This is a genomic window from Streptosporangium subroseum (assembly GCF_900188345.1).
In the GTDB taxonomy this organism is placed as follows: Bacteria; Actinomycetota; Actinomycetes; order Streptosporangiales; family Streptosporangiaceae; genus Streptosporangium; species Streptosporangium subroseum.
The window spans coordinates 1-17,392 of record NZ_FZOD01000002.1 but is presented as its reverse complement, the minus strand read 5'-3'; the positions used below and the strand labels follow the sequence as shown (position 1 = coordinate 17,392).

The window sequence follows — 17,392 nt, the reverse complement described above, 5'->3', positions numbered from 1 at the left end:
CCTGCCGGCTTCACAGACTCGTGATCCTTTTCCCGGGTGAAGTCCTGTCGTCCAAAGGCGACCCACGCCTGAGCCGCCGCTCGAGGACGGCCGGAGGTCCGCGAAAGCTACGGACGCCTGTCTGTCAGCGGAAGCCGGAGGACGAACCGGGCACCACGCGGTGAGTCTTCGATCGTGAGGGTCCCGTTGTGGGCGTGGGCGATGTCGCGCGAGATGGCCAGGCCGAGCCCGGTACCTCCCGGCTCCCTGCGTCGACCCTCGTCCAGTCGGACGAAGCGCTCGAAGACGCGCTCTCGGTCCTGCGGCGCGATTCCAGCGCCGTCGTCGCACATGATGATGACGGCCGAGTCCTCCACTCGTCCCACGGTGACCTCGACCCTTTTGTCGGCGTGTCGTCGGGCGTTGACCAGGAGATTGTCGATGACCCGGATCAGCTGGATCCGGTTGCCCAGAACGTTCACATCCCGGCCCGCGTCGACGTGGACCGGCACGCGACCCGCCATGGTCGCCACCTCCTTCACCACCAGCGCGCCGACGTCGATCGCCTCGTACGCGGCCGGCCCTCCGGCACGGAGCCGAGCCAACACCAACAGGTCGTCGACGATCGTCTCCAGCCGATCGGTGACCGCCAGCGCCTCCCTGATGGTCTCGTGCGGGTCGACGTCGGCGGGGTAGAGCACCGCCTCCTCGAGCCGGGCGCGGAGACCGGCAAGCGGCGTTCTGAGCTCGTGAGAGGTGGAGGAGGCGAACCGACGCTGCTCCTCGAACATGTCCGCGTTGTCCACGGCGAGCCCGGCTCGGCTGGCGATGTCGCCGATAAGGGATAGATCGGCCGAGTCGTACACCGGGGAGGTCTCGGACCGGGCCAGGGTGAGCGCACCCAGCACCCGGCGCGGCGTACGCAGCGGCGCGATGATGACCGAATGGGCACCCAACTCCTCGTACGGCCGCCGCCGCTGGACACTGCACTCCTCCTCCGGGTCAATTCGCTCGGCCAGATCCTCAGGGCCGAACAACACCGCGGGGCCGCCGCGCAGCACTTGCGCCATCGGCGCCTGGGAGGTCTCCGGAAACGCCGGAAGCGGCCCCTCCCACTGCTTGCACTCGACACCGCTCCGGCCCTGCTTGACCACGACCGCCACCCTGTCCACCCTGTCGCCGCTGGGGCCGAGCAGGTCGATCATCGCCCAGTCGGCCAGCCGGGGCACCACCAGACGAGACAGCCGCCGCAGCGCCTCATCCACCTTCAGGGTGGAGGCCAGCACGGTGCTGGTCTCGGCCATCAGCGACAACCGGTCGGTCAGCTTCTCCAGTGCCGCCAGGGCGGCCGCCTGCTTGTGTTCCACGGCCTTGTGCCGCGACAGGTCGTAGAACAGGACCACTGAGCCCATGTCCTTCTTCGCGCCCAACGAGAGCGGGGCCGCCATCACGCCCACCGGGACCAGGCCTCCGGATCCGCGAGTGAACCACGCCTCCTCGCTACGGACGTACACCCCCTCGGCGAACGCGGCCAGAATCTGGCAGTCCTCCCGGGGGATCGGGCTTCCGTCGGCGTTGCGGTGGAGCAGGTCGTGGGGGTCGGCCCCGATCAACTGCCGTGCGGGACGATCGAGCAGCCTCTCGGCATACGGATTGACCAGGAGGATCTTCCCCGTATGGCTGACCACGTACAGACCCACGCGCAGACCGTGGAACAGGGCTCTGACGAGTTCCTCGCTGAACCCATACCCCGCCCAGTCCTCCAGGTCGTCGTTGGTCGTCATGGCGGTCCCCCCTTACCCACCACCTGTCCAACCCGCCCAAGCGTCGAACAATCCTTTAAGGGTATGTATCTCGAAAGAGACCGCCGTGCGCACTGGGGAGATACTTCATAGATCGTTTTTGACCCTCGATGAGCGTCCCCATTACGTCGAGCCGCGGCCACGCCGACCCGGCGATCATCCTGCACGTCTACGCCCGCGTCATCCACGAGCGAGCAGCGTCCGCCGCCGACGTCTTCACCAAGCCATCAGTGGGGCCGACTGCACTGCTCGCGAGAATCTTGAGCGGGTCCGTATGATCTGCAACCTCACCGGAATCGGCACGTACGGCATCCGTATGCGGATGCGCTCAGGTTTCGGCAAACCTCCGACACCGATCTACATGATGGGCATCATGCGCGGCGATCTGTGCCCTTCGTTATTTCTCATCCCCGCACATCGGGAGCGGTTCGAGACGGGTAGGACCGCTGTGGAGCGGCGAGGCCGGACGGTTTCGGCCAATAGGAGGGGAACCACGGTCTGGCCACTGGACCGGCGAATCCCTTCGCGTTGTAGATCGCTATTCCGACCCGGCGTGGGAGCGCCGAGGAGAGATCATGAGATCAGAGATCGGTTTGGATGCGCTGGGTGAAGAACTCGCCCGGATCGCCGATTCCTCGATGATTACGCCTCTGCCAAAAGCCGAGGTCAGCGCGCTTGAAGAAGTGACAATTGCGCTTCTGTCTCGAGAGTTCCGCCCGTTTCCGCTCCGGTTCGGTCCTGGTGTGCGCCTGGACCGGTGATCGACCTGGAGTAGATCATCGATGAAACACGGCAAACCGCGCCGGCTCCCGACCCTACAGACCGGCGTCGTCAGGGTCTGTCACCGTGCCGCGGCTATGAATTCCCGAATATGAATTCCCGAAAATGAGTAATGCCGAGGCCTTCGCGACGTATCTAATGGGGTGATGGGGTCCGCTCTGGGGGCCCGTATCGCGCACTCGGGCCGTCCGCGTCAGCGATCTTGAGGAGAGTAGTCGCCGTGTCGCATTCTCCGGAGCCTGCCTACAATTATGCCCTTCCGAGGGCATTTCCCTTCTACATCACGTGCGACGTTTCCCACTCGATGCACGCCCCCCGCGAGGACGGCAGGCAGACTCCGTTCGACATCCTTTCCAACTGTGTCGGGGAGCTGCTCTTTCAGCTCGAGGCCGGTGATCCGGGGGTGAGCGAGGCCGCGCACGTGTCCATCGTGGCCTTCCATGACAGGGCCGACGTCGTGCTTCCGCTCACCCGGCCCTGTGACGCGAGCAACATCCCCGCGCTGCCGAAGGGCGGTCAGACCAATTACGAGCAGGCGTTCCTGACCCTGCGGCAGCTCATCCAGGCCGACTGCGCCCGCCTGGCCGGGCAGTACCAGCTCAAGACCCCGGTGGTCTTCTTCATCACCGACGGCGAGCCCTTCGTCGGAAATGCCCGCCAGCCTGCCGAGGTCTGGCTGCCCGCCCGTGCCAGGCTGATCGACCCCGCGTTCCCGCACCGCCCGCACATCACGGCGATGGGCTTCGGCCAGGTCACCGAGCAGACCCTCTGCCAGGTGGCGACCTCCTTCCGGAACAACCCGTTGGCGTACGTCGCGGACGAGTCGATCCAGGCGGTCAAGGTGGTGGCGGCGATAGCCCAGGCGGTCCAGGACAGCATCGGCAGCTCGATCAGGAGTTCCGACTTCGTGATCCCGATTCCGGCCGGCATGCGCCGACTCCCGTGCGGAGGCTCCTGATGGGCCCGCCGGGCCGGGTCCGTACCAGTGCGGTCGCCGCCCTCGTCATCGGGTTCGCCGTCGCGGGCTGCGGCGGGTCCGGCGACTCGGGGCGGCAGATCATCGTCAACGCGCGGGCGGGAGAGCGTGAGCAGCTCGTCGCCGAGATCTACGCCGCCGCGCTCGACCGGGCCGGCGTCGACGGCGTCGCCAAGAAGGTGGCCGAGGTCGCGGACTACGCGAAGCAGCCGGACGACGCACGGGTCGCCGTCGACTACGACCTCGACGTGCTCGTGGCCGCGTCGCCGGCCCCGCCGACGCCGGACGACCGGCGACTCCCCACCGCCCTCCCTGGGCACACACTCGTGGGCAGGACGGCGATCCAGAGCCGCGCGGTGCTCGTCGTGTCCCCCTCGCTGCAGCAGGGCGTCCGGACGATCGCCGAATTCGCGCAGAGGTATCAGAACGACATAGCCGGCGTCACCGTCCTGGTCCCGCCAGAGTTCGGCGTGTTCAAGCGGGCGCTGACCGACCGGGGACTCGACGTCAGGGATCAGGCCGACCAGGCCGCCTTCGACGCCGCCCTGACAGGGTCCGGTTTCACGGGAGGCGCGATCGTCCCGGACGGCTCGAAGAAGGGAGACCTCGTCACGCTCGGAGACCTGGACAATATTTTGCCTCCCCGGACGCTGAGCGTGTTCGCCAGCGACCAGGTCGCCAAGGGGGACCCGGAGGCCGAGCGGGTGCTCCAGAAGGTGACGGACACGCTCACCCCGCAGGTCGTCGACCGTCTGCTCACCGAGGTGAAGAACAACGGGAAGAGGCCGGCCGACGTGGCGAGGGACTGGGCGGGCGACAACGTGCCGACGTCGTCCGGGTTCCCTCTGGCACAGATGATCCTGGCCCTGTTGCTGGGCGGGGCGGCGGCGTTCACCGTGCTCTACCTCCTCAGCCGGCGTCCCTCGACGACCGCCGTGCGTGGGGGGAGGCAATCGGACGTGGCGACACCCGATGCGCCGCAGTCCGCCGCCACGCGGGACACCCGCGTGGTCGTCGGTCCCGAGCCCAGGCCGATCGCCGTGCACCTGCCCTGGAGCACCACCTCGGCCGATGCCGGGCTGGCGCTCGACGGAGGCCTGGTCAAGGGCACGACAGTGCGCGCCGCCACGGTACGGGGCCGCACGCACAGCTTCCGCGGCGAGACCCGGCAGGACGCGTACGGCGTGCGGCTCAGCAGCGACGAGCGCTGGGTCATCGCGGTCGTGGCCGACGGCCTGGGCAGCGCGCGCCACGCGGAGATCGCGTCCACGGTCGCCGTCAGGGCCGCGCTGGACGGGATCGACTCCGCGTTGCGGTCCGGCGAACGCCCGCAGAGCTGGGACTGGAAATCCGTGCTCGCCTACGTGTCCGACACGGTCCGGCGGACCACCGAGTCCCTGGGCTCGCCGCGGCCGGGCACCAATACCGAACGCGCCCCTTCCGCACGGCCCGGGACCACTCTGACCGTGGCCGTCCTCCCTTCGGAGGGAGAGGGGCAAGCCGTGTGCGCCGCCGTCGGCGACTCCCCGGCCATCCTCGTCACCGGCGGCCGGTGGCAGGCGTTGGCGGGCGAGGGAGGAGGCGGCGACAACGTGACGGCGGCGATTCCGGGCGACCTCGCCGACATCCAGGTCCAGGTGTTCTCGTGGCGCGCGGGTGACCTGCTGGTGCTCAGCAGTGACGGCTTCGCCGCGGGCGTCGCGGGCGGCCTGACCCCGCTGACCCAGCGGCTGTCCCAGACCTGGCGCACGCCGCCGAGCCTGGTCGACTTCGTCCGGGAGGTCGACTTCCGCCTCTCCACCTTCGACGACGACCGGACGGTGGTCGCGATCTGGGCCGGACGCCACGATACGGCCGTGCCGTGACAGATCTTCCGATGATCGTCCGCGTCGGCGAGCTGACATTCACCGGGGAGGGGCCGGTGCTCCGCGACGGAGGGCAGACGGACGGACTGCGGCTCTGCGTCGCCCCCGACCAGCGCACCTACCTGTTCAAGAGGTACAAGTCCGAGACCGCCGACGAGGTGCGCGTCCCCGCGCTGCACTCCATGATCCGCTGGCGCAGGGAGCTCCCGGACGAGGAGCGTGCGGTGCTGGACGAGAGGTGCGCCTGGCCGATCGCCGTCGTCGGCACGCCCGCCAGGGCCGAGGGCATCCTGATCAGGCTCGCCGAAAGGTCGATGTTCGAACAGCGGACCTCCGGCTCGGGCGAGACGACCGAGACCCCGCGTCACCTCGACGAGCTCACCCGGAGCCCGGACCGTGCGAGGCGGATCGCGCAACGGTACGAGGTGAAGAAGGCGTACTACGAGCCGCCATACAAGCTGGCCGTGCTCGGTGAGCTGCTGGACACCGTCACCTGGCTGCACCAGCACGGGTACGCGGTGGGGGATCTGCAATTGCGCAACGCCGTCTTCACGATCGATCCGCGCCCCAGGGCGTATCTCCTCGACTGCGACTCCTGCGTGCCGCTTTTGGGTGAGGGCGCGATGCCTCCCGTCGACCCGGAGCAGTGGAAGCTTCCGGTGGAGCAGCGTGGGGTGGCCTTCGACGTGACCTCGGACCACTACAAGTTCGCCTGGGCGGTGGTGCGCTGCGTCCAGGAGACGGTCGAAACCTGGCAGCCGGATCCGGTGGTCCTCCGGAGGGTCATGCCGTCGGCCCTCGCCGACACGCTCATCGAGTGCAGCCGTACCCTGCCGCCGCCCGGTGTGCGGGAGCGGCTCCGAGAGGCGGCCGCGGTGTGGCCGAGGATGGTCATCGGGGAGCGGCTCTACGTCAACGTGGACGGCTTCATCAAGAAGCCCTGGCCGACGGGCGAGTCGGCCGTGACACCGGCCCCGATCACTGTCACGCCTCCGGTGCCGGCCACCTCGGCAGGTTCGGAAGGTTCGGAAGGGAAAGTGAGGTGGGCGGTCATGGCGGGGGCCGTGCTGATCGTGCTCTTCCTCATCATCATCGCCCTGGGTAAGTGACCTCGTTCAAGGGGAGTGAATCAAATGTCAAGCACCAGCCGTGTCCCGGGCGTCGTGACCGCATCCCCCGCGGAGTAGCCGATGCTTCGCCACCTCTCGATGCTCGCCGTGTCATTGGCCGTGGTCCTCAGCCCGGTGTCACCGTCCCCCACGCCGATCGTGCCCGACGGCTGTGAGCCACCCGACGTACGGGGTCAGGAGCTCCAGGTGGCGAGCGAGACGCTTCGGAACGTGCCGGACGCGGACATCAACATTCAGGTGTTTCCCCAGACCCTCCTGCCGACCTCGACGTCCTACGTCATCGACTACGTGGTGGAAGACTGCTCGGCGGACCGTGGCTTCGCCGCTCAGGACGACGTCGTCTACACGGTCGTCCTCACGGTCGGCCCGAAGGTCCCCGATGTGCGAGGTCTTTCCCGCACCGACGCCGAAACCGCCCTCGACGCCGCCGGCCTGGGCAAGGACCCGCAGCCGGCGAACGCGAGCACTGGCTGGAAGGTCACCCGCCAGGATCCGCCCGCGGACCGGCTGGTGAGCTTCGGCACGACCGTGCGAATAGACCTGGTCTCCCCGAATCCGCCCCCGCCCGAGGTCGTCATTCCTCCACCACCGCCCGTGAGGCCGGGGCGGCAGGTGACCGTGCCGTCGCTGATCGGCCTCGACCCGGCAGCGGCCACGCTGCGGCTCTCGGAGGCCGGCCTGGTGCTCAGCGTGGATCCCGATTCACCCGAGACGGGGAAGATCGACCGCCAGAATCCCGTGGCCGACAGCCAGGTCGCCGAGGGCGCGACCGTGACGGTGTCGCTGCGGGAGGCGGTGACGGAGACGCTGAACCCGGACGACGGCGGAAACGAAACGGGCCCTGGGGAGATCCCCGGGACCGGCAATGGCTCCTCCTCACCGCTGATCCCCGTAGCGCTCGTAGGGATCGTGCTCCCGGGACTGGCGATCGTCCTCATCGTCGTCCTCGTCGCCCGGACCCTGCGGGCCCGCCGTACCGTGCGAGGGAGCGACCCGCAGCAGGCCTCGTCCCCGGCCCCGGCCTCGGCCTCGGCCCAGACCCTGCCGTATCCCCAGCTCCCACCTCAAACCCAGCCCCAGCAGGTGCCGTCGATCCACTGCGATCCGCACCCCGATCCCGCCCCGCGCCTGGAGATCCACCTGACCGGCTCTCCGCCGCCCGGCGCGGCCCCGTCCGCCCCGGTGCCGGACATTCGGGTGGAACTGTTCGCGGACCCCGGCCGCCAGGAACTGAGAGAGGTCGTATCGTGACAGTCCACATCGAAACCGAGCCGGGCACCGCCGATCTCCTGCTCTTCCCGGACCCGAGGGACGCGGCGGCGGAGCTGTCGCGGGCCCTCGACGCGCGCCGCACCCTCGAGCAGGTCGAGGACGGCACCCAGCGAGCGGGCTCGGCCTTCCGCGGCGCGCTCAACGGCAGGGTCGCCGATGCGGGCGGCGAACTGCTGCGCGGCATCGAGCTGGGCACGGTCCTGCTCGGCGGCTGGCTGCAGTACCGGGAGCTGGGGCTCGCCGCACGCAGGAGCGTCGAACAACCCGGAAGCACCGAAATAGTGCGCCTGACCGGACACACGATCACGTCGAAGCACTCCCCCTACGTCGACGTGTACGTCGAGGGTCAGTACGTGGCCCGCATCGGCTTCGGCATCGACCTGGAGTTCGGCGTCGGCCTACTCCAGGCGAGCATTCGCAACGGTCGCCTGATGAGCCTGCGCGCGGGCGACTGCACGGCGAGCATAACGTGGAGCGTGGAGGGCTTTCCGGTGGCCCAGAACACGGCGAGACTCACCATGCCGCTCCAGCTCAGGCTCGGTGACGGGATCCTCCTCAGTGGAGGAGGCGCACCGCGACCATGACCGCGTCACCGTACGGCATCGACTCCTCGGAGGGTGCCGGGCACAACGCCGGCGATGCGGCATCTCCGAAAGGCCGCGAAACGGCTGGGCCTGCGTCACCACGTCACGGATTCCCGCGGGCTACGGCTCGGTGAGGATGTACAGCAGGGCGGCCATGCTGGTGCCGCAGAGGATGTCGCGCTTGTCGATCAATCGACGGATGTCGGCGAGCGGTACCCACTCGATGCGCTCGGCTTCCCACGCCTCGGTCGGCGGGCCGATGTGCGTGGCACCGCCTGCGCGGAAGATGTGGTGCGCGGAGTCGGAGAGGCCGTTGGTCGGCTGGGTGTAGAGCAACGGGCTCAGCGGTCCGGGTCGCCAGCCGGTCTCCTCCTCGGCCTCCCGCGCGGCGGCGGCGACCGGCTCCTCACCTTCGTCGATCTTACCCATGGGGATCTCCCAGCCCCACGAGTCGGTGATGAACCGGTGCCGCCAGATCAGCAGCACCCGCCGGTCGTCGTCGGTGACGACGGCTCCGGCGCCCGGTGCCGTACGGATGAGGCGGTGGTCGAGGTGCCTGCCGTCGGGAAGTTCCACATCCGCCACTCGGACGTCGAGCCACTGGTCGGTGTAGAGCGGCTCTTCGGAGTGGACCTGCCAGCGCATGCGGCGTGCTCCCAGCGTGGATTCCTGATCTCAACACCACGGTACAAGGGCATGCGCGCCTGCTGCCCGGCACGCACCAGAAACTCCGTGAAGAAGATCTGGCCGGTGTGGGTGTTGCCGCTCCGCTTGGATCGGGCAAGCTCGAACGCTGGACGGGGACCTGCTCCCGAGCGTGAGAACGACCTGAGGGAGTATGTGAAGATGCACTTTTCGATCAACATCCCGAACTTCGGGGACTTCGCGGACGCCAGGACCGTGGCATCGGTGGCCGTGGCGGCCGAACGTGCGGGCTGGGACGCGTTGTTCGTCTGGGACCACATCGTGCACCGCAAGCAGCTCCGCCGTACCTTCGGTGATCCGTGGATGCTGCTGACCGCCGCGGCGCTGGCCACCTCGCGGATCCGGCTGGGCACGCTGATCACCCCGGTCGCCCGCCGTCGTCCCCAGCAACTGGCCCGCCAGGTGGCCACCCTCGACGCGCTCAGTGGTGGGAGGGTGATCTTCGGGGCGGGTCTGGGCGCGCCAATCGACGACGAGTTCGGGAGCTTCGGGGAGCCGACCGACCCGGTCGTGCTCGCCGAGCGCCTGGACGAGGGGCTGGACCTGCTGCGGCGCTACTGGTCGGGCGAGCCGGTGAACCATGAAGGACCGCACTTCCAGGTGCGCGATGTGACCCTGCTGCCCGCCACGGTGCAGCGCCCCCACCCGCCGGTCTGGATCGCGGGGTACTGGCCACGTCGGCGTCCGATGCGCCGAGCCGCCCGCTGGGACGGCGCGGTGCCGCTGTTCGCCTCCGCCACGCACGGCGAGCCGCCGCCCGCAGACGAGGTCCGCGACCTCGCCACTTTCCTCCACCAGCACCGCGATGACAGCCGAGAAACCCCCTTCGAGATCGTCGTCGGCGGTATGAGCCCGGCCGACCCCGCCAAGGCGCGCGACCTGATCGGCCCGCTGGCCGACGCCGGCGCGACCTGGTGGGACGAGCGGCAGCACATCGGCGGCGAAGACCTCGACAAGCTCGGGCCGGTACTGCGCCGTATCGAACAAGGCCCACCGGTCATGTAGGCCGCGGACGGCGCCGGCGGATCACGCGGTACCCCGGGTGGATGACCAGAGCGATGCCCGACGCGTCGCCGAGTGGTGTCCCCAAGGTCGTGGAACAGCCGCTCGCCCTTACCGGGGATCACCGGCGCGACGTGCAGGCGCAACTCGTCGATCAATCCCGCCGCCAAGTACTGATTCACCGTCCGTGCGCCGCCCGCGACGGTGACGTTCCGGTCACCGGCGGCCTCCCGTACCTGGGCCAACCGGTGGCGTGTGATCGTGTGAGGCGGTGTTGCTGTATCGGCTGCTGTACAGCGCTTCCTCCGCAGAAATCAGGTGTCCATCAAAACGGGTCAACTCCAGTGCCGGCCTTCGTCGGGGTGACAGCCGATCTCGGCTGATTGTCGGTATGACCTGCCACTATGTCCCGCATGACGACATCCGACCCCTTAACCCCGTTCCAGTGGCTCAACATGAACGAGGGTGGCGGCGCACTGGGCGTGATCTTCAGCGTGGCCTTCTTCCGCGGGCTCGACCCGGCGGAGGTGGTGCGCCGCTTCAGCCGGGGTGAGGACTCCGGCCAGGAGTCGGACTTCAGCGGACTCGACGACAAGGCCTACGAGTTCGTCAACGAGACGGACGGCGGGGACGGCGGCGGCTACGTGGGCGTCTTCCAGGCCGGCGAGTGGTGCGTGGCCATCGAGCCCTACGGCTGGATGGTCACGCTCCATGAAGTGGTGACCGAGCTGTCTCGGGGTTGTGAGGTGCTGGCGGTCACCCGGCACGACTACGCCGCCGAGCACAGCTTCGAGTACGCGATCGACGGCACGGTCGTCACCGGCTACCGACTGCGGCACCCGCACGAGCGTTACGGCTCCGACCCTGACCGGCTCAACGGCTTCATGCGGGAGCTGGGCATGGGGCTGGACAAACCGGAAGACGAGGCCGCGTGGGACGCCGCCTGGGAGGACAACTACGACACCGCCGTGCCAAGGGGCTTCGCCCTGGCGGCGAAGGTCACCGGGGTGCCGTTCAGCCCGGACATGCTCGACCGCCCGATGCTCGTTGGGCCTGTCGCGGAAAGATGATCATGTCATGACCGTCCAGCAGTACCCGCTGCTCGGCGTGCCGCCTGACCGTCCTGGCGGTGCCAGGGGCTTGCGTCCACGGAGGCGTGGGGACGGTCAGAGGTGAGGCCTAACCGCCGACCTTCCGATTTTCGAGCCAGGCGGAGCGCCCCTGGTCGTGTCGGAGGGTCTGTGATCAGACGTGTGGACGGTAGTCGGTGTGTGGGTGGACCTGAACCGGCCGGCCGCGCGGCCGGTACTGCGCTCTGCCTGGCCTTCGCCGACCGGGACGCACAGAGGTGGGAGCCGCCCGGCCTGGGAAGCATTCTGTCACCCTCCAAGAGACTGTTTGCACCGTTATAGTCAAAGGCAAACAGTTGGAGGTTATGCCGTGTTCATCCCACTGTCCCCCGCATCTCCTCATTACCCCGATCACGCCGCGCCGGGCAGGCTCCGTCGCCTGATCCTGACGGCCTCCGGCCCGCTGCTCCTCCTGGTCGTACCCATGGTCCTGGTCGCCCTGTACAGCGAACGCCTTCCCGACCGCGTCTACATCCAAAACTGGGCCGTCGACACCGAGACCGCGGCCACCTGGGAAGGCTGGGTCTCGCAGCCGCTCTGGGGGGTGGTGGTGTGGTTCGAAGCGCTGTTCGTCGTCTCGTTCTTGCGCTACTGGCGCTTACCTCAGGTCCAGCGGGTCCTGGTGGTCGGCAGCTCCCTCATCGGCGTGACCGTTCCGGTGTCCGGCGCGCTGTGGCTGCTGGCCCTGGTCGACGCCCCGGGCGCCGTAGCCCGGCCCACCTGGCACCTGGCGGTGGAGATCACCGCCACCGCCGGAGCGCTCGCCTTGGGCTGGGTGGCGGCAGGTCCGCTGCCACCGCCGCCCGTGGCCACCGCCACGCCACCGCCGCACGCGCCCACCATGGCGCTCGGCCCGGTGCAGCGTGTCATGTTCGTGGCCTCCGCCTGGTCGGCGCGCAGGCTGCTGATCGCCGCGGTGATGGCCGCGGTCACCGCGTGGACCGTGTCCGATGGTTCCAGCGCATGGCAGGGCACGGCGTTGCTGGCACTGTGGACGGTCTTCGAAGCGGCGCAGGCGCGCACCCGCCTGCAGATCGACGGCTCGGGGGTTACGGTGAGGCTCCCCTGGCTGCCCGCCCTGCGCCGGACCGTGCCATATTCGATGGTACGGTTCGCCGATGCCAGGAGCGAAGCTCCCCCCGGACGATACAAGCTGGACGACGGGAACGCAGGCTGGGGCGTCGTCAGCGGGAAGGGGCCGGTGCTCGCCCTGTCACTCAGTGACGACCGGTGGTTCGTCTACTCCACGCGCGAAGCGGAGACGGCGGCCGCGCTGGTCAACGGATGGTTGAGCAGAGAACGACAAGTGGGGACCGCGTAGTGCTGATCACGGTTGACCCCTCATCGGCACAGTCGCTCGCCGACCAGGTGGCGGGCTCCGTACGCGCCGCGCTGGCCAACGGCATGGCAGCCCCCGGGGACCGGCTCCCTTCGGCGCGCAACGTGGCCGCCACCCTCGGCATCAACCTGCACACCGTTCTGCGGGGTTACCAGCAGCTGCGTGACGAGGGGCTGGTGGAGCTACGCCGCGGCCGAGCGGCCGTCATCACCGGCACGGCCGACCAGTTCCGCCTCCAGCTCGCCGCGGCGGCCGAGGAGTTCGCCAGGGCCGCTCTGCACGCCGGAGCCTCTGAGGAGGAGGCACTCGCCGCAGCGCGGGAGGCGCTGCTCGCCATACAAGACTGACCGGAGGGAATGCCGCCGATCCGGGTGGCTGCGACACCGACCTCACCAGGCCGACCGGATTCCCCGTCCGCCGCACTACCCGGGGAGCACGTAGCGGGGGTGGATCCCGTTCATCCACTCCCTGTCGAACTCCCGCCCCGTCACCCTGCCGACCAGCGTTAGGGCCGAGGTGATGCACGTCGCCCTGGGCGGGTCGTATCCGCTATAAGCGAGTCGCATGCAGTCATTTCCCTCCGGTGGCAGAGCGTCGTCCTCTTCCCCGTAATCCCGTCCGCTCTCCATCCGGGCCTCCTCCCATGCGGTGTACTCCATCCATCCCGGTGTGAGGTCGGGATCGCTCTCCCAACTCGAATCCATCAGGTCGAACCGCAACCCCTGCGTGTAGGAATCGAGTGCATCGGGGTGACGGCCCCACCGCTCCCCAGGGGTGGTGACGCTGAAGCCTGTGGCATAGACACCGTCGACCGCGTACTCAAGATCATGAGGCCCGTCCCAGTCCCGCCGCACCAGCAGCGCCCGCCCTCCGCGAGCCAACGGCGCGTCCCAGATCGGCGTTCGACGACATGGATTCCGAGGCCTCGCGTACTGCACAGACCTGTGCTTGTCAGCTGTTGCGACACCACGGGTTCGAAGGTCAGTAGTTTCCGGAAAAAGGATCTTTTGAAGAGAGTCTTCGGGGCAGCATTCGGCTCGGCTGCTCTAGGTTTGGCTGTGCCCCCTCCACGCAAGGTGAGGTGGCCGAGATGGCGGAAGCTTTGGCGGGCGAGCAGAGCGGCGAGAACTCCGTCCAGCTTGGGGGCTACCAGCAGGAGCTGAAACGGACGCTCGGCCCCTTTCAGGTGTTCGCGATCTCGTTCGCGTTCATCTCGGTGGCGGTCGGCATCTTCGCGACGTACGACGACGTGCTGCAGAACGCGGGGCCGGTCGGGATCTGGCTCTGGGTCATCGCGGCGGTGGGGCAGACCCTGGTGGCGTTGATAGTCGCGCAGTTCGCGGCCCGTATCCCGCTCAGCGGCTCCTCCTACCAATGGGCCTCGCGGCTGGCCAACCCGAAGGTCGGCTGGGGGTTCGGCTGGCTGACCTTCTGCTATCTGGCGATCGCCGTGGTGGCGGTCGACAACGCGCTGGCCAGCCAGGCGTTCATTCCGCTCATCGGCATCGCGCCGGACGAGGGCACCGCGCGCCTGATCACGCTCGTGGTGCTCCTCATCCAGGTGGTGTTCGCGGTGGGCTCGACGCGCATCGTCAGTATGATCAACGCGAGCGCGGTGGGACTCGAACTGGTGCTCGTCGTGGTGGTGGCGATCGCGCTCTTCATCGCCGTGGCGATCACGGGCGACGGCGCGGTCGGCAACCTCACCTCCCGCGGTGTCACCGAGAACGCCCCCGACTATTTCGCCGTCGGGGGCGGGTTGATGTTCGCGATGCTCATGGGCCTCGCCACGCTCGTCGGCTTCGACGCCGCGGCGAACCTGGCCGAGGAGGCCAAAGATCCCTATCGCAACGTCCCGCGTGCGATCGTGGGATCGGTCGTGGCAGCCGGGCTGCTGGGGCTGCTGTTCCTGGTGGCGCTCACCGTCGCGATCGACGACATCCCCCGGGTCAGCGCCAGCGACTCCCCGGTCGCGCTGATCATGCGCGATCAGCTCGGCCCGGTGATGGAGAGGACGCTGCTGGTCGCGATCACGTTCGCGTTCTTCGGCGCCGGACTGGTGGTGATGACCGCGTGCTCGCGGATCGTTTTCGCGATGTCGCGCGACGCACGCTTCCCCGCCCACCGGCTGATGCGGCGGGTCGACCCGCGCACGCATACGCCGGTCCCGGCGACGATCCTGATCTTCGTCATGGGTGTCGTCCTGATGGTCGCGCTGCCAGGTGCCGCGCTGTTGAAGCTGATCACGGCGGCGACGATTCTCCCAGCGATCATCTACGGCTTGACGATCGTCCTCTACCTGGGGGTGCGCAGACGATTGGAGCGCAAGGAGGGCGCGTTCGACCTCGGGCGCTTCGAGCTGCCGGTCGCGATCGGCGCACTGGTGTGGTCGGTCGTCGCGCTGTTCATGCTGGTGGTGCCGGCGGGGGCGTTGGTCCCTGTCCTGATCGTGGTCGGCTTGCTCCTGGCGGGCGGGTTGTTCTTCCTCGGTCTGCTGTTGTTCAACCGCCAGGCGCTGGAGACCGAGCCCGGAGACGTAAGCGTCTTCAAGCATTGACCGATGAAGAACAGCCGCGGAGGCTCCTACGGCAACGCGCGGTTCACGTCATCCGGCCGGGCAGCACTGAGGGCGAGCACGTACGTGCTCGCCCTCAGTCAGGCCGCCTCGCGCATCAGACCGCCCAGGGGCCGATCCGCAGTGGTTGCGTGCCGGTGTTGACGACGGTCACTTTCCGCCGGGCACGACCTGGATGGTCTTCGAGGTCGTGATCGGCGCGAGCGAGCTGTCATCGGTGTAAGCGCGCATCGAGTCGTTCGTCACCGACACACTCACCGAACCGGCGTTCAGCGCGGTGAGCGTCCGGGTCCGCGGGTCAAGAATCGCGACCTTGCCCGCGTCGCGAGCCTCCTCCACGGCGTCCTTGCCGCTGCCGATCGCCAGATTGGACGAGCCGTCCCAGTCCACCGACATCGGATAGCGCAGCGGCACCACCCGCGTGCCCGCCGACACGCCCTGCGGCTGCACGATGCTGCCCGAGAGCTGCGCCGCCGTGCCCACCTCCAGTGAGGCCGGGGCATCGAGCGTGATGGACTGCGCGAACGCGCGCACGTTCGCCTCGATCCACTGCTCGTCGGCGTTCTGCCGTGAATCGACCGACCAGTCGACCCACCCGGTGAACCCGCCGCGATCCGGCGTGCCGTACGGGTCCTTGCCCGAAGACGGCAGCACCATGTACGGCACGCCTTCCACGCGGTGGACGTTGGCGATCTGGGCGTGGGAGCCGACCATCGCCGCGCCCTTGTTCGTGGCCGCACGGAAATCGGTGAGCATGTTCTCGATGAGCGCGACCTCGTCACGGTCGCCGAGCTGGCTGGACTTGGTCTCGGCGGGGTCGTCCACCGGGTGGTGGGCGAACACCATGACGTTGTGCACCGAGGTGTCCTTCTGGGCCTCGGCGAGCGCCTGCTGCATCATCGGCAGCTGGTCCCACGCGGTGCCGCGCAGCGATCCCAGGGAGCTGGCCAGCAGGATGAACCGGGTGCCCTTGTGATCGAACGTCCGATAGGGCCGGCCGAACTGGTTGGTGAAGTTCGTCAGGTCGGACTGGACGTTGTTGAGCCCGTAGGACTCGTGGTTGCCCGGCACGTAGTAACACGGCACCGAGCCGGCCTTCGCATCCGGGGTGCTGTTTGCTGCCGGTTCCTGGCCGACCGGGATGAGGTCGCATCCGGCGTCGGTGAGCACCTGACGGGCCAGGGTGAGGTCTTGTGGCAGGCCCCGGTCGGTGATGTCGCCGTTGAGCACGATCAGGTCCGGCTTGGTGGCGCGGATCCGCTTGATCGCGGACGTGGCGACCTGGGTCAGCGCCGGGTTGTCGGCGGTGAACTGCACGTCCGACAGCGTGGCGAACTGCCAGGTCTTGTTGCTCTGCAGCAGCGAACCGTCGCTGGAGATCAGCGGGTCGGCCCGCAGCGCGGGCTGGGCGGGCAACTCGATCGAGGTCGGGACGTCGGCCTCGACGCGGTCCAGGACGAACGTGCCCGCCTTCTGCTGGGCGACACTCGTGTTGATGCCCTGAAATCCCGAAATCGAGATCGGGAACGCCGCGTTCGCCGGCAGCGTGAACGTCGCGTACTGCCAGTCGTTGCTCGCGGTCAGGGCGGTGCCGTAGATGCCGGTGCCCTTGCCGGTCCCGTCGGTGTAGGCCAGGTAGGTCAGGCCGCTCGGCACGCTGATGCTCGACTTGAGCCGCACCCGCAGGCGCAGCGGCTGGCCGGGCACCGGGATGCGCTGAGCCGCCGACGCCGCCGAGATGCCCACGTTGCGCATCGCGTTGAAGTCGATCCGCAGGCCGTCGGGGTCCACCGAGAACGTCGTGGCCGCCGTGCTGTTGTTGCGCCAGCGAGCGAGCACGTCGTCGTTGAAGTCATACAACGTCGTGGTCTGGACGCCGACCGTGATCGGGAGCTGGACCGACGTGTCGCCGACCGACGCCGTGAGGAGCGTGCTCGCGTTGGCGAGCGGAACGATCTTCAGTTTGCCGTCCACGGACTGGATGTCGACGACGTTGTGGTCGTAGTCCAGGTCGAGGTCTCGCGGGTCGATCGGGGCGGTGTAGCCCTGGTCGTCGCGGCCGGTCACCGCGACGGTGGCCGCGGCGGCGGGCGTCGCGTCGGCGATCGACAGGCGCTGCGAGGACAGCTCCAGGCCGTCGAGCGGGTGCAGGACGGTGATCTGCTCGCGCCCGGCCTCACGCCCCACGTGCGCTTCGACCTTGAGCACACCGTACGGCTTGGCGATCTTGGCCGGGGCCGTGACCGTGCCGTT

16 protein-coding genes and 1 pseudogene are annotated in these 17,392 nt (G+C 68.6%); 12 read left to right on the top strand and 5 right to left on the bottom strand.

Annotated elements, in window-relative coordinates; all coding sequences use genetic code 11:
* Positions 1 to 107: 107 nt before the first annotated feature.
* Positions 108 to 1,763 carry an ATP-binding protein gene (locus tag CHC08_RS02080; RefSeq protein ID WP_089205425.1) on the bottom strand — a complete coding sequence of 552 codons (1,656 nt, stop codon included), beginning with the start codon at positions 1,761 to 1,763 and terminating at the stop codon, positions 108 to 110.
* Between the two features lie 128 nt (positions 1,764 to 1,891).
* On the opposite strand from CHC08_RS02080, the gene CHC08_RS49295 reads away from it, so the two are divergent.
* From CHC08_RS49295 to CHC08_RS02055, 7 genes are all read left to right on the top strand, one after another.
* Positions 1,892 to 2,059, top strand: a complete 168-nt coding sequence (locus CHC08_RS49295) for a hypothetical protein (protein ID WP_179281843.1) — start codon at positions 1,892 to 1,894, stop codon at positions 2,057 to 2,059.
* A gap of 297 nt (positions 2,060 to 2,356) precedes the next feature.
* Positions 2,357 to 2,542 carry a hypothetical protein gene (locus tag CHC08_RS47970; protein WP_143653073.1) on the top strand — a complete coding sequence of 62 codons (186 nt, stop codon included), beginning with the start codon at positions 2,357 to 2,359 and terminating at the stop codon, positions 2,540 to 2,542.
* Between the two features lie 239 nt (positions 2,543 to 2,781).
* Positions 2,782 to 3,519 carry a vWA domain-containing protein gene (locus tag CHC08_RS02075; protein WP_275937140.1) on the top strand — a complete coding sequence of 246 codons (738 nt, stop codon included), beginning with the start codon at positions 2,782 to 2,784 and terminating at the stop codon, positions 3,517 to 3,519.
* A complete protein-coding gene (locus tag CHC08_RS02070; protein ID WP_218825088.1) occupies positions 3,504 to 5,402 on the top strand; it encodes a protein phosphatase 2C domain-containing protein in 1,899 nt (632 codons plus the stop codon). Before CHC08_RS02075 ends, CHC08_RS02070 begins: the two co-directional genes overlap by 16 nt.
* Complete coding sequence (locus tag CHC08_RS02065; RefSeq protein ID WP_143653071.1) at positions 5,399 to 6,511, top strand: hypothetical protein; 1,113 nt, start codon at positions 5,399 to 5,401, stop codon at positions 6,509 to 6,511. The genes CHC08_RS02070 and CHC08_RS02065 overlap by 4 nt, the downstream gene beginning before the upstream one ends.
* An 81-nt stretch (positions 6,512 to 6,592) precedes the next feature.
* Positions 6,593 to 7,783: a PASTA domain-containing protein gene (locus tag CHC08_RS02060; protein WP_089205421.1), complete on the top strand. Its 1,191-nt coding sequence runs from the start codon at positions 6,593 to 6,595 to the stop codon at positions 7,781 to 7,783.
* A complete protein-coding gene (locus CHC08_RS02055) occupies positions 7,780 to 8,388 on the top strand; it encodes a hypothetical protein (protein ID WP_089205420.1) in 609 nt (202 codons plus the stop codon). The genes CHC08_RS02060 and CHC08_RS02055 overlap by 4 nt, the downstream gene beginning before the upstream one ends.
* 120 nt (positions 8,389 to 8,508) lie before the next feature.
* Here CHC08_RS02055 and CHC08_RS02050 read toward each other — a convergent pair whose 3' ends face one another.
* Entirely contained in the window at positions 8,509 to 9,033 is a 525-nt protein-coding gene (locus CHC08_RS02050) for an NUDIX domain-containing protein (RefSeq protein ID WP_089205419.1), read from the bottom strand.
* Between the two features lie 201 nt (positions 9,034 to 9,234).
* Here CHC08_RS02050 and CHC08_RS02045 point away from each other — a divergent pair, with 201 nt between their 5' ends.
* Positions 9,235 to 10,098 carry an LLM class flavin-dependent oxidoreductase gene (locus CHC08_RS02045; protein ID WP_089205713.1) on the top strand — a complete coding sequence of 288 codons (864 nt, stop codon included), beginning with the start codon at positions 9,235 to 9,237 and terminating at the stop codon, positions 10,096 to 10,098.
* 131 nt (positions 10,099 to 10,229) lie between these two features.
* Here CHC08_RS02045 and CHC08_RS52730 read toward each other — a convergent pair.
* Positions 10,230 to 10,277, bottom strand: a pseudogene (locus CHC08_RS52730) (hypothetical protein); the annotation flags it as partial.
* A 231-nt stretch (positions 10,278 to 10,508) separates the two neighbouring features.
* On the opposite strand from CHC08_RS52730, the gene CHC08_RS02035 reads away from it, so the two are divergent.
* The 3 genes from CHC08_RS02035 to CHC08_RS02025 all read left to right on the top strand — a co-directional run bounded on the left by CHC08_RS02035 (position 10,509) and on the right by CHC08_RS02025 (position 12,911).
* Positions 10,509 to 11,165: a DUF6461 domain-containing protein gene (locus CHC08_RS02035; RefSeq protein ID WP_089205712.1), complete on the top strand. Its 657-nt coding sequence runs from the start codon at positions 10,509 to 10,511 to the stop codon at positions 11,163 to 11,165.
* Positions 11,166 to 11,535: 370 nt separating this feature from the next.
* Positions 11,536 to 12,546: a hypothetical protein gene (locus CHC08_RS02030; RefSeq protein ID WP_089205418.1), complete on the top strand. Its 1,011-nt coding sequence runs from the start codon at positions 11,536 to 11,538 to the stop codon at positions 12,544 to 12,546.
* Positions 12,546 to 12,911 (top strand): GntR family transcriptional regulator, encoded by a 366-nt coding sequence (locus CHC08_RS02025; RefSeq protein WP_089205417.1) that lies wholly within the window; start codon positions 12,546 to 12,548, stop codon positions 12,909 to 12,911. Before CHC08_RS02030 ends, CHC08_RS02025 begins: the two co-directional genes overlap by 1 nt.
* 75 nt (positions 12,912 to 12,986) lie before the next feature.
* Here the strand turns inward: CHC08_RS02025 and CHC08_RS02020 are convergent, their stop codons facing one another.
* On the bottom strand, positions 12,987 to 13,445 hold the full coding sequence (locus tag CHC08_RS02020) for a hypothetical protein (RefSeq protein ID WP_143653069.1): 459 nt from the start codon (positions 13,443 to 13,445) through the stop codon (positions 12,987 to 12,989).
* 209 nt (positions 13,446 to 13,654) lie between these two features.
* Between CHC08_RS02020 and CHC08_RS02015 the strand changes: the two genes are divergently transcribed.
* Entirely contained in the window at positions 13,655 to 15,121 is a 1,467-nt protein-coding gene (locus CHC08_RS02015; RefSeq protein WP_089205711.1) for an APC family permease, read from the top strand.
* 168 nt (positions 15,122 to 15,289) lie between these two features.
* Here the strand turns inward: CHC08_RS02015 and CHC08_RS02010 are convergent.
* Positions 15,290 to 17,392, bottom strand: a 2,103-nt coding sequence (locus CHC08_RS02010) for a metallophosphoesterase family protein (protein ID WP_179281842.1), incomplete at its 5' end; no start/stop codon positions are given.

Excerpts from the sequence above, each read along its gene's own strand:
- CHC08_RS47970 (WP_143653073.1), top strand. The coding sequence starts at position 2,357 with ATGAGATCAGAGATCGGTTTGGATGCGCTGGGTGAAGAACTCGCCCGG.
- CHC08_RS02015 (WP_089205711.1), top strand. The coding sequence starts at position 13,655 with ATGGCGGAAGCTTTGGCGGGCGAGCAGAGCGGCGAGAACTCCGTCCAG.
- CHC08_RS02035 (WP_089205712.1), top strand. The coding sequence starts at position 10,509 with ATGACGACATCCGACCCCTTAACCCCGTTCCAGTGGCTCAACATGAAC.
- CHC08_RS02080 (WP_089205425.1), bottom strand. The coding sequence starts at position 1,763 with ATGACGACCAACGACGACCTGGAGGACTGGGCGGGGTATGGGTTCAGC.
- CHC08_RS02060 (WP_089205421.1), top strand. The coding sequence starts at position 6,593 with ATGCTTCGCCACCTCTCGATGCTCGCCGTGTCATTGGCCGTGGTCCTC.
- CHC08_RS49295 (WP_179281843.1), top strand. The coding sequence starts at position 1,892 with ATGAGCGTCCCCATTACGTCGAGCCGCGGCCACGCCGACCCGGCGATC.
- CHC08_RS02045 (WP_089205713.1), top strand. The coding sequence starts at position 9,235 with ATGCACTTTTCGATCAACATCCCGAACTTCGGGGACTTCGCGGACGCC.
- CHC08_RS02050 (WP_089205419.1), bottom strand. The coding sequence starts at position 9,033 with ATGCGCTGGCAGGTCCACTCCGAAGAGCCGCTCTACACCGACCAGTGG.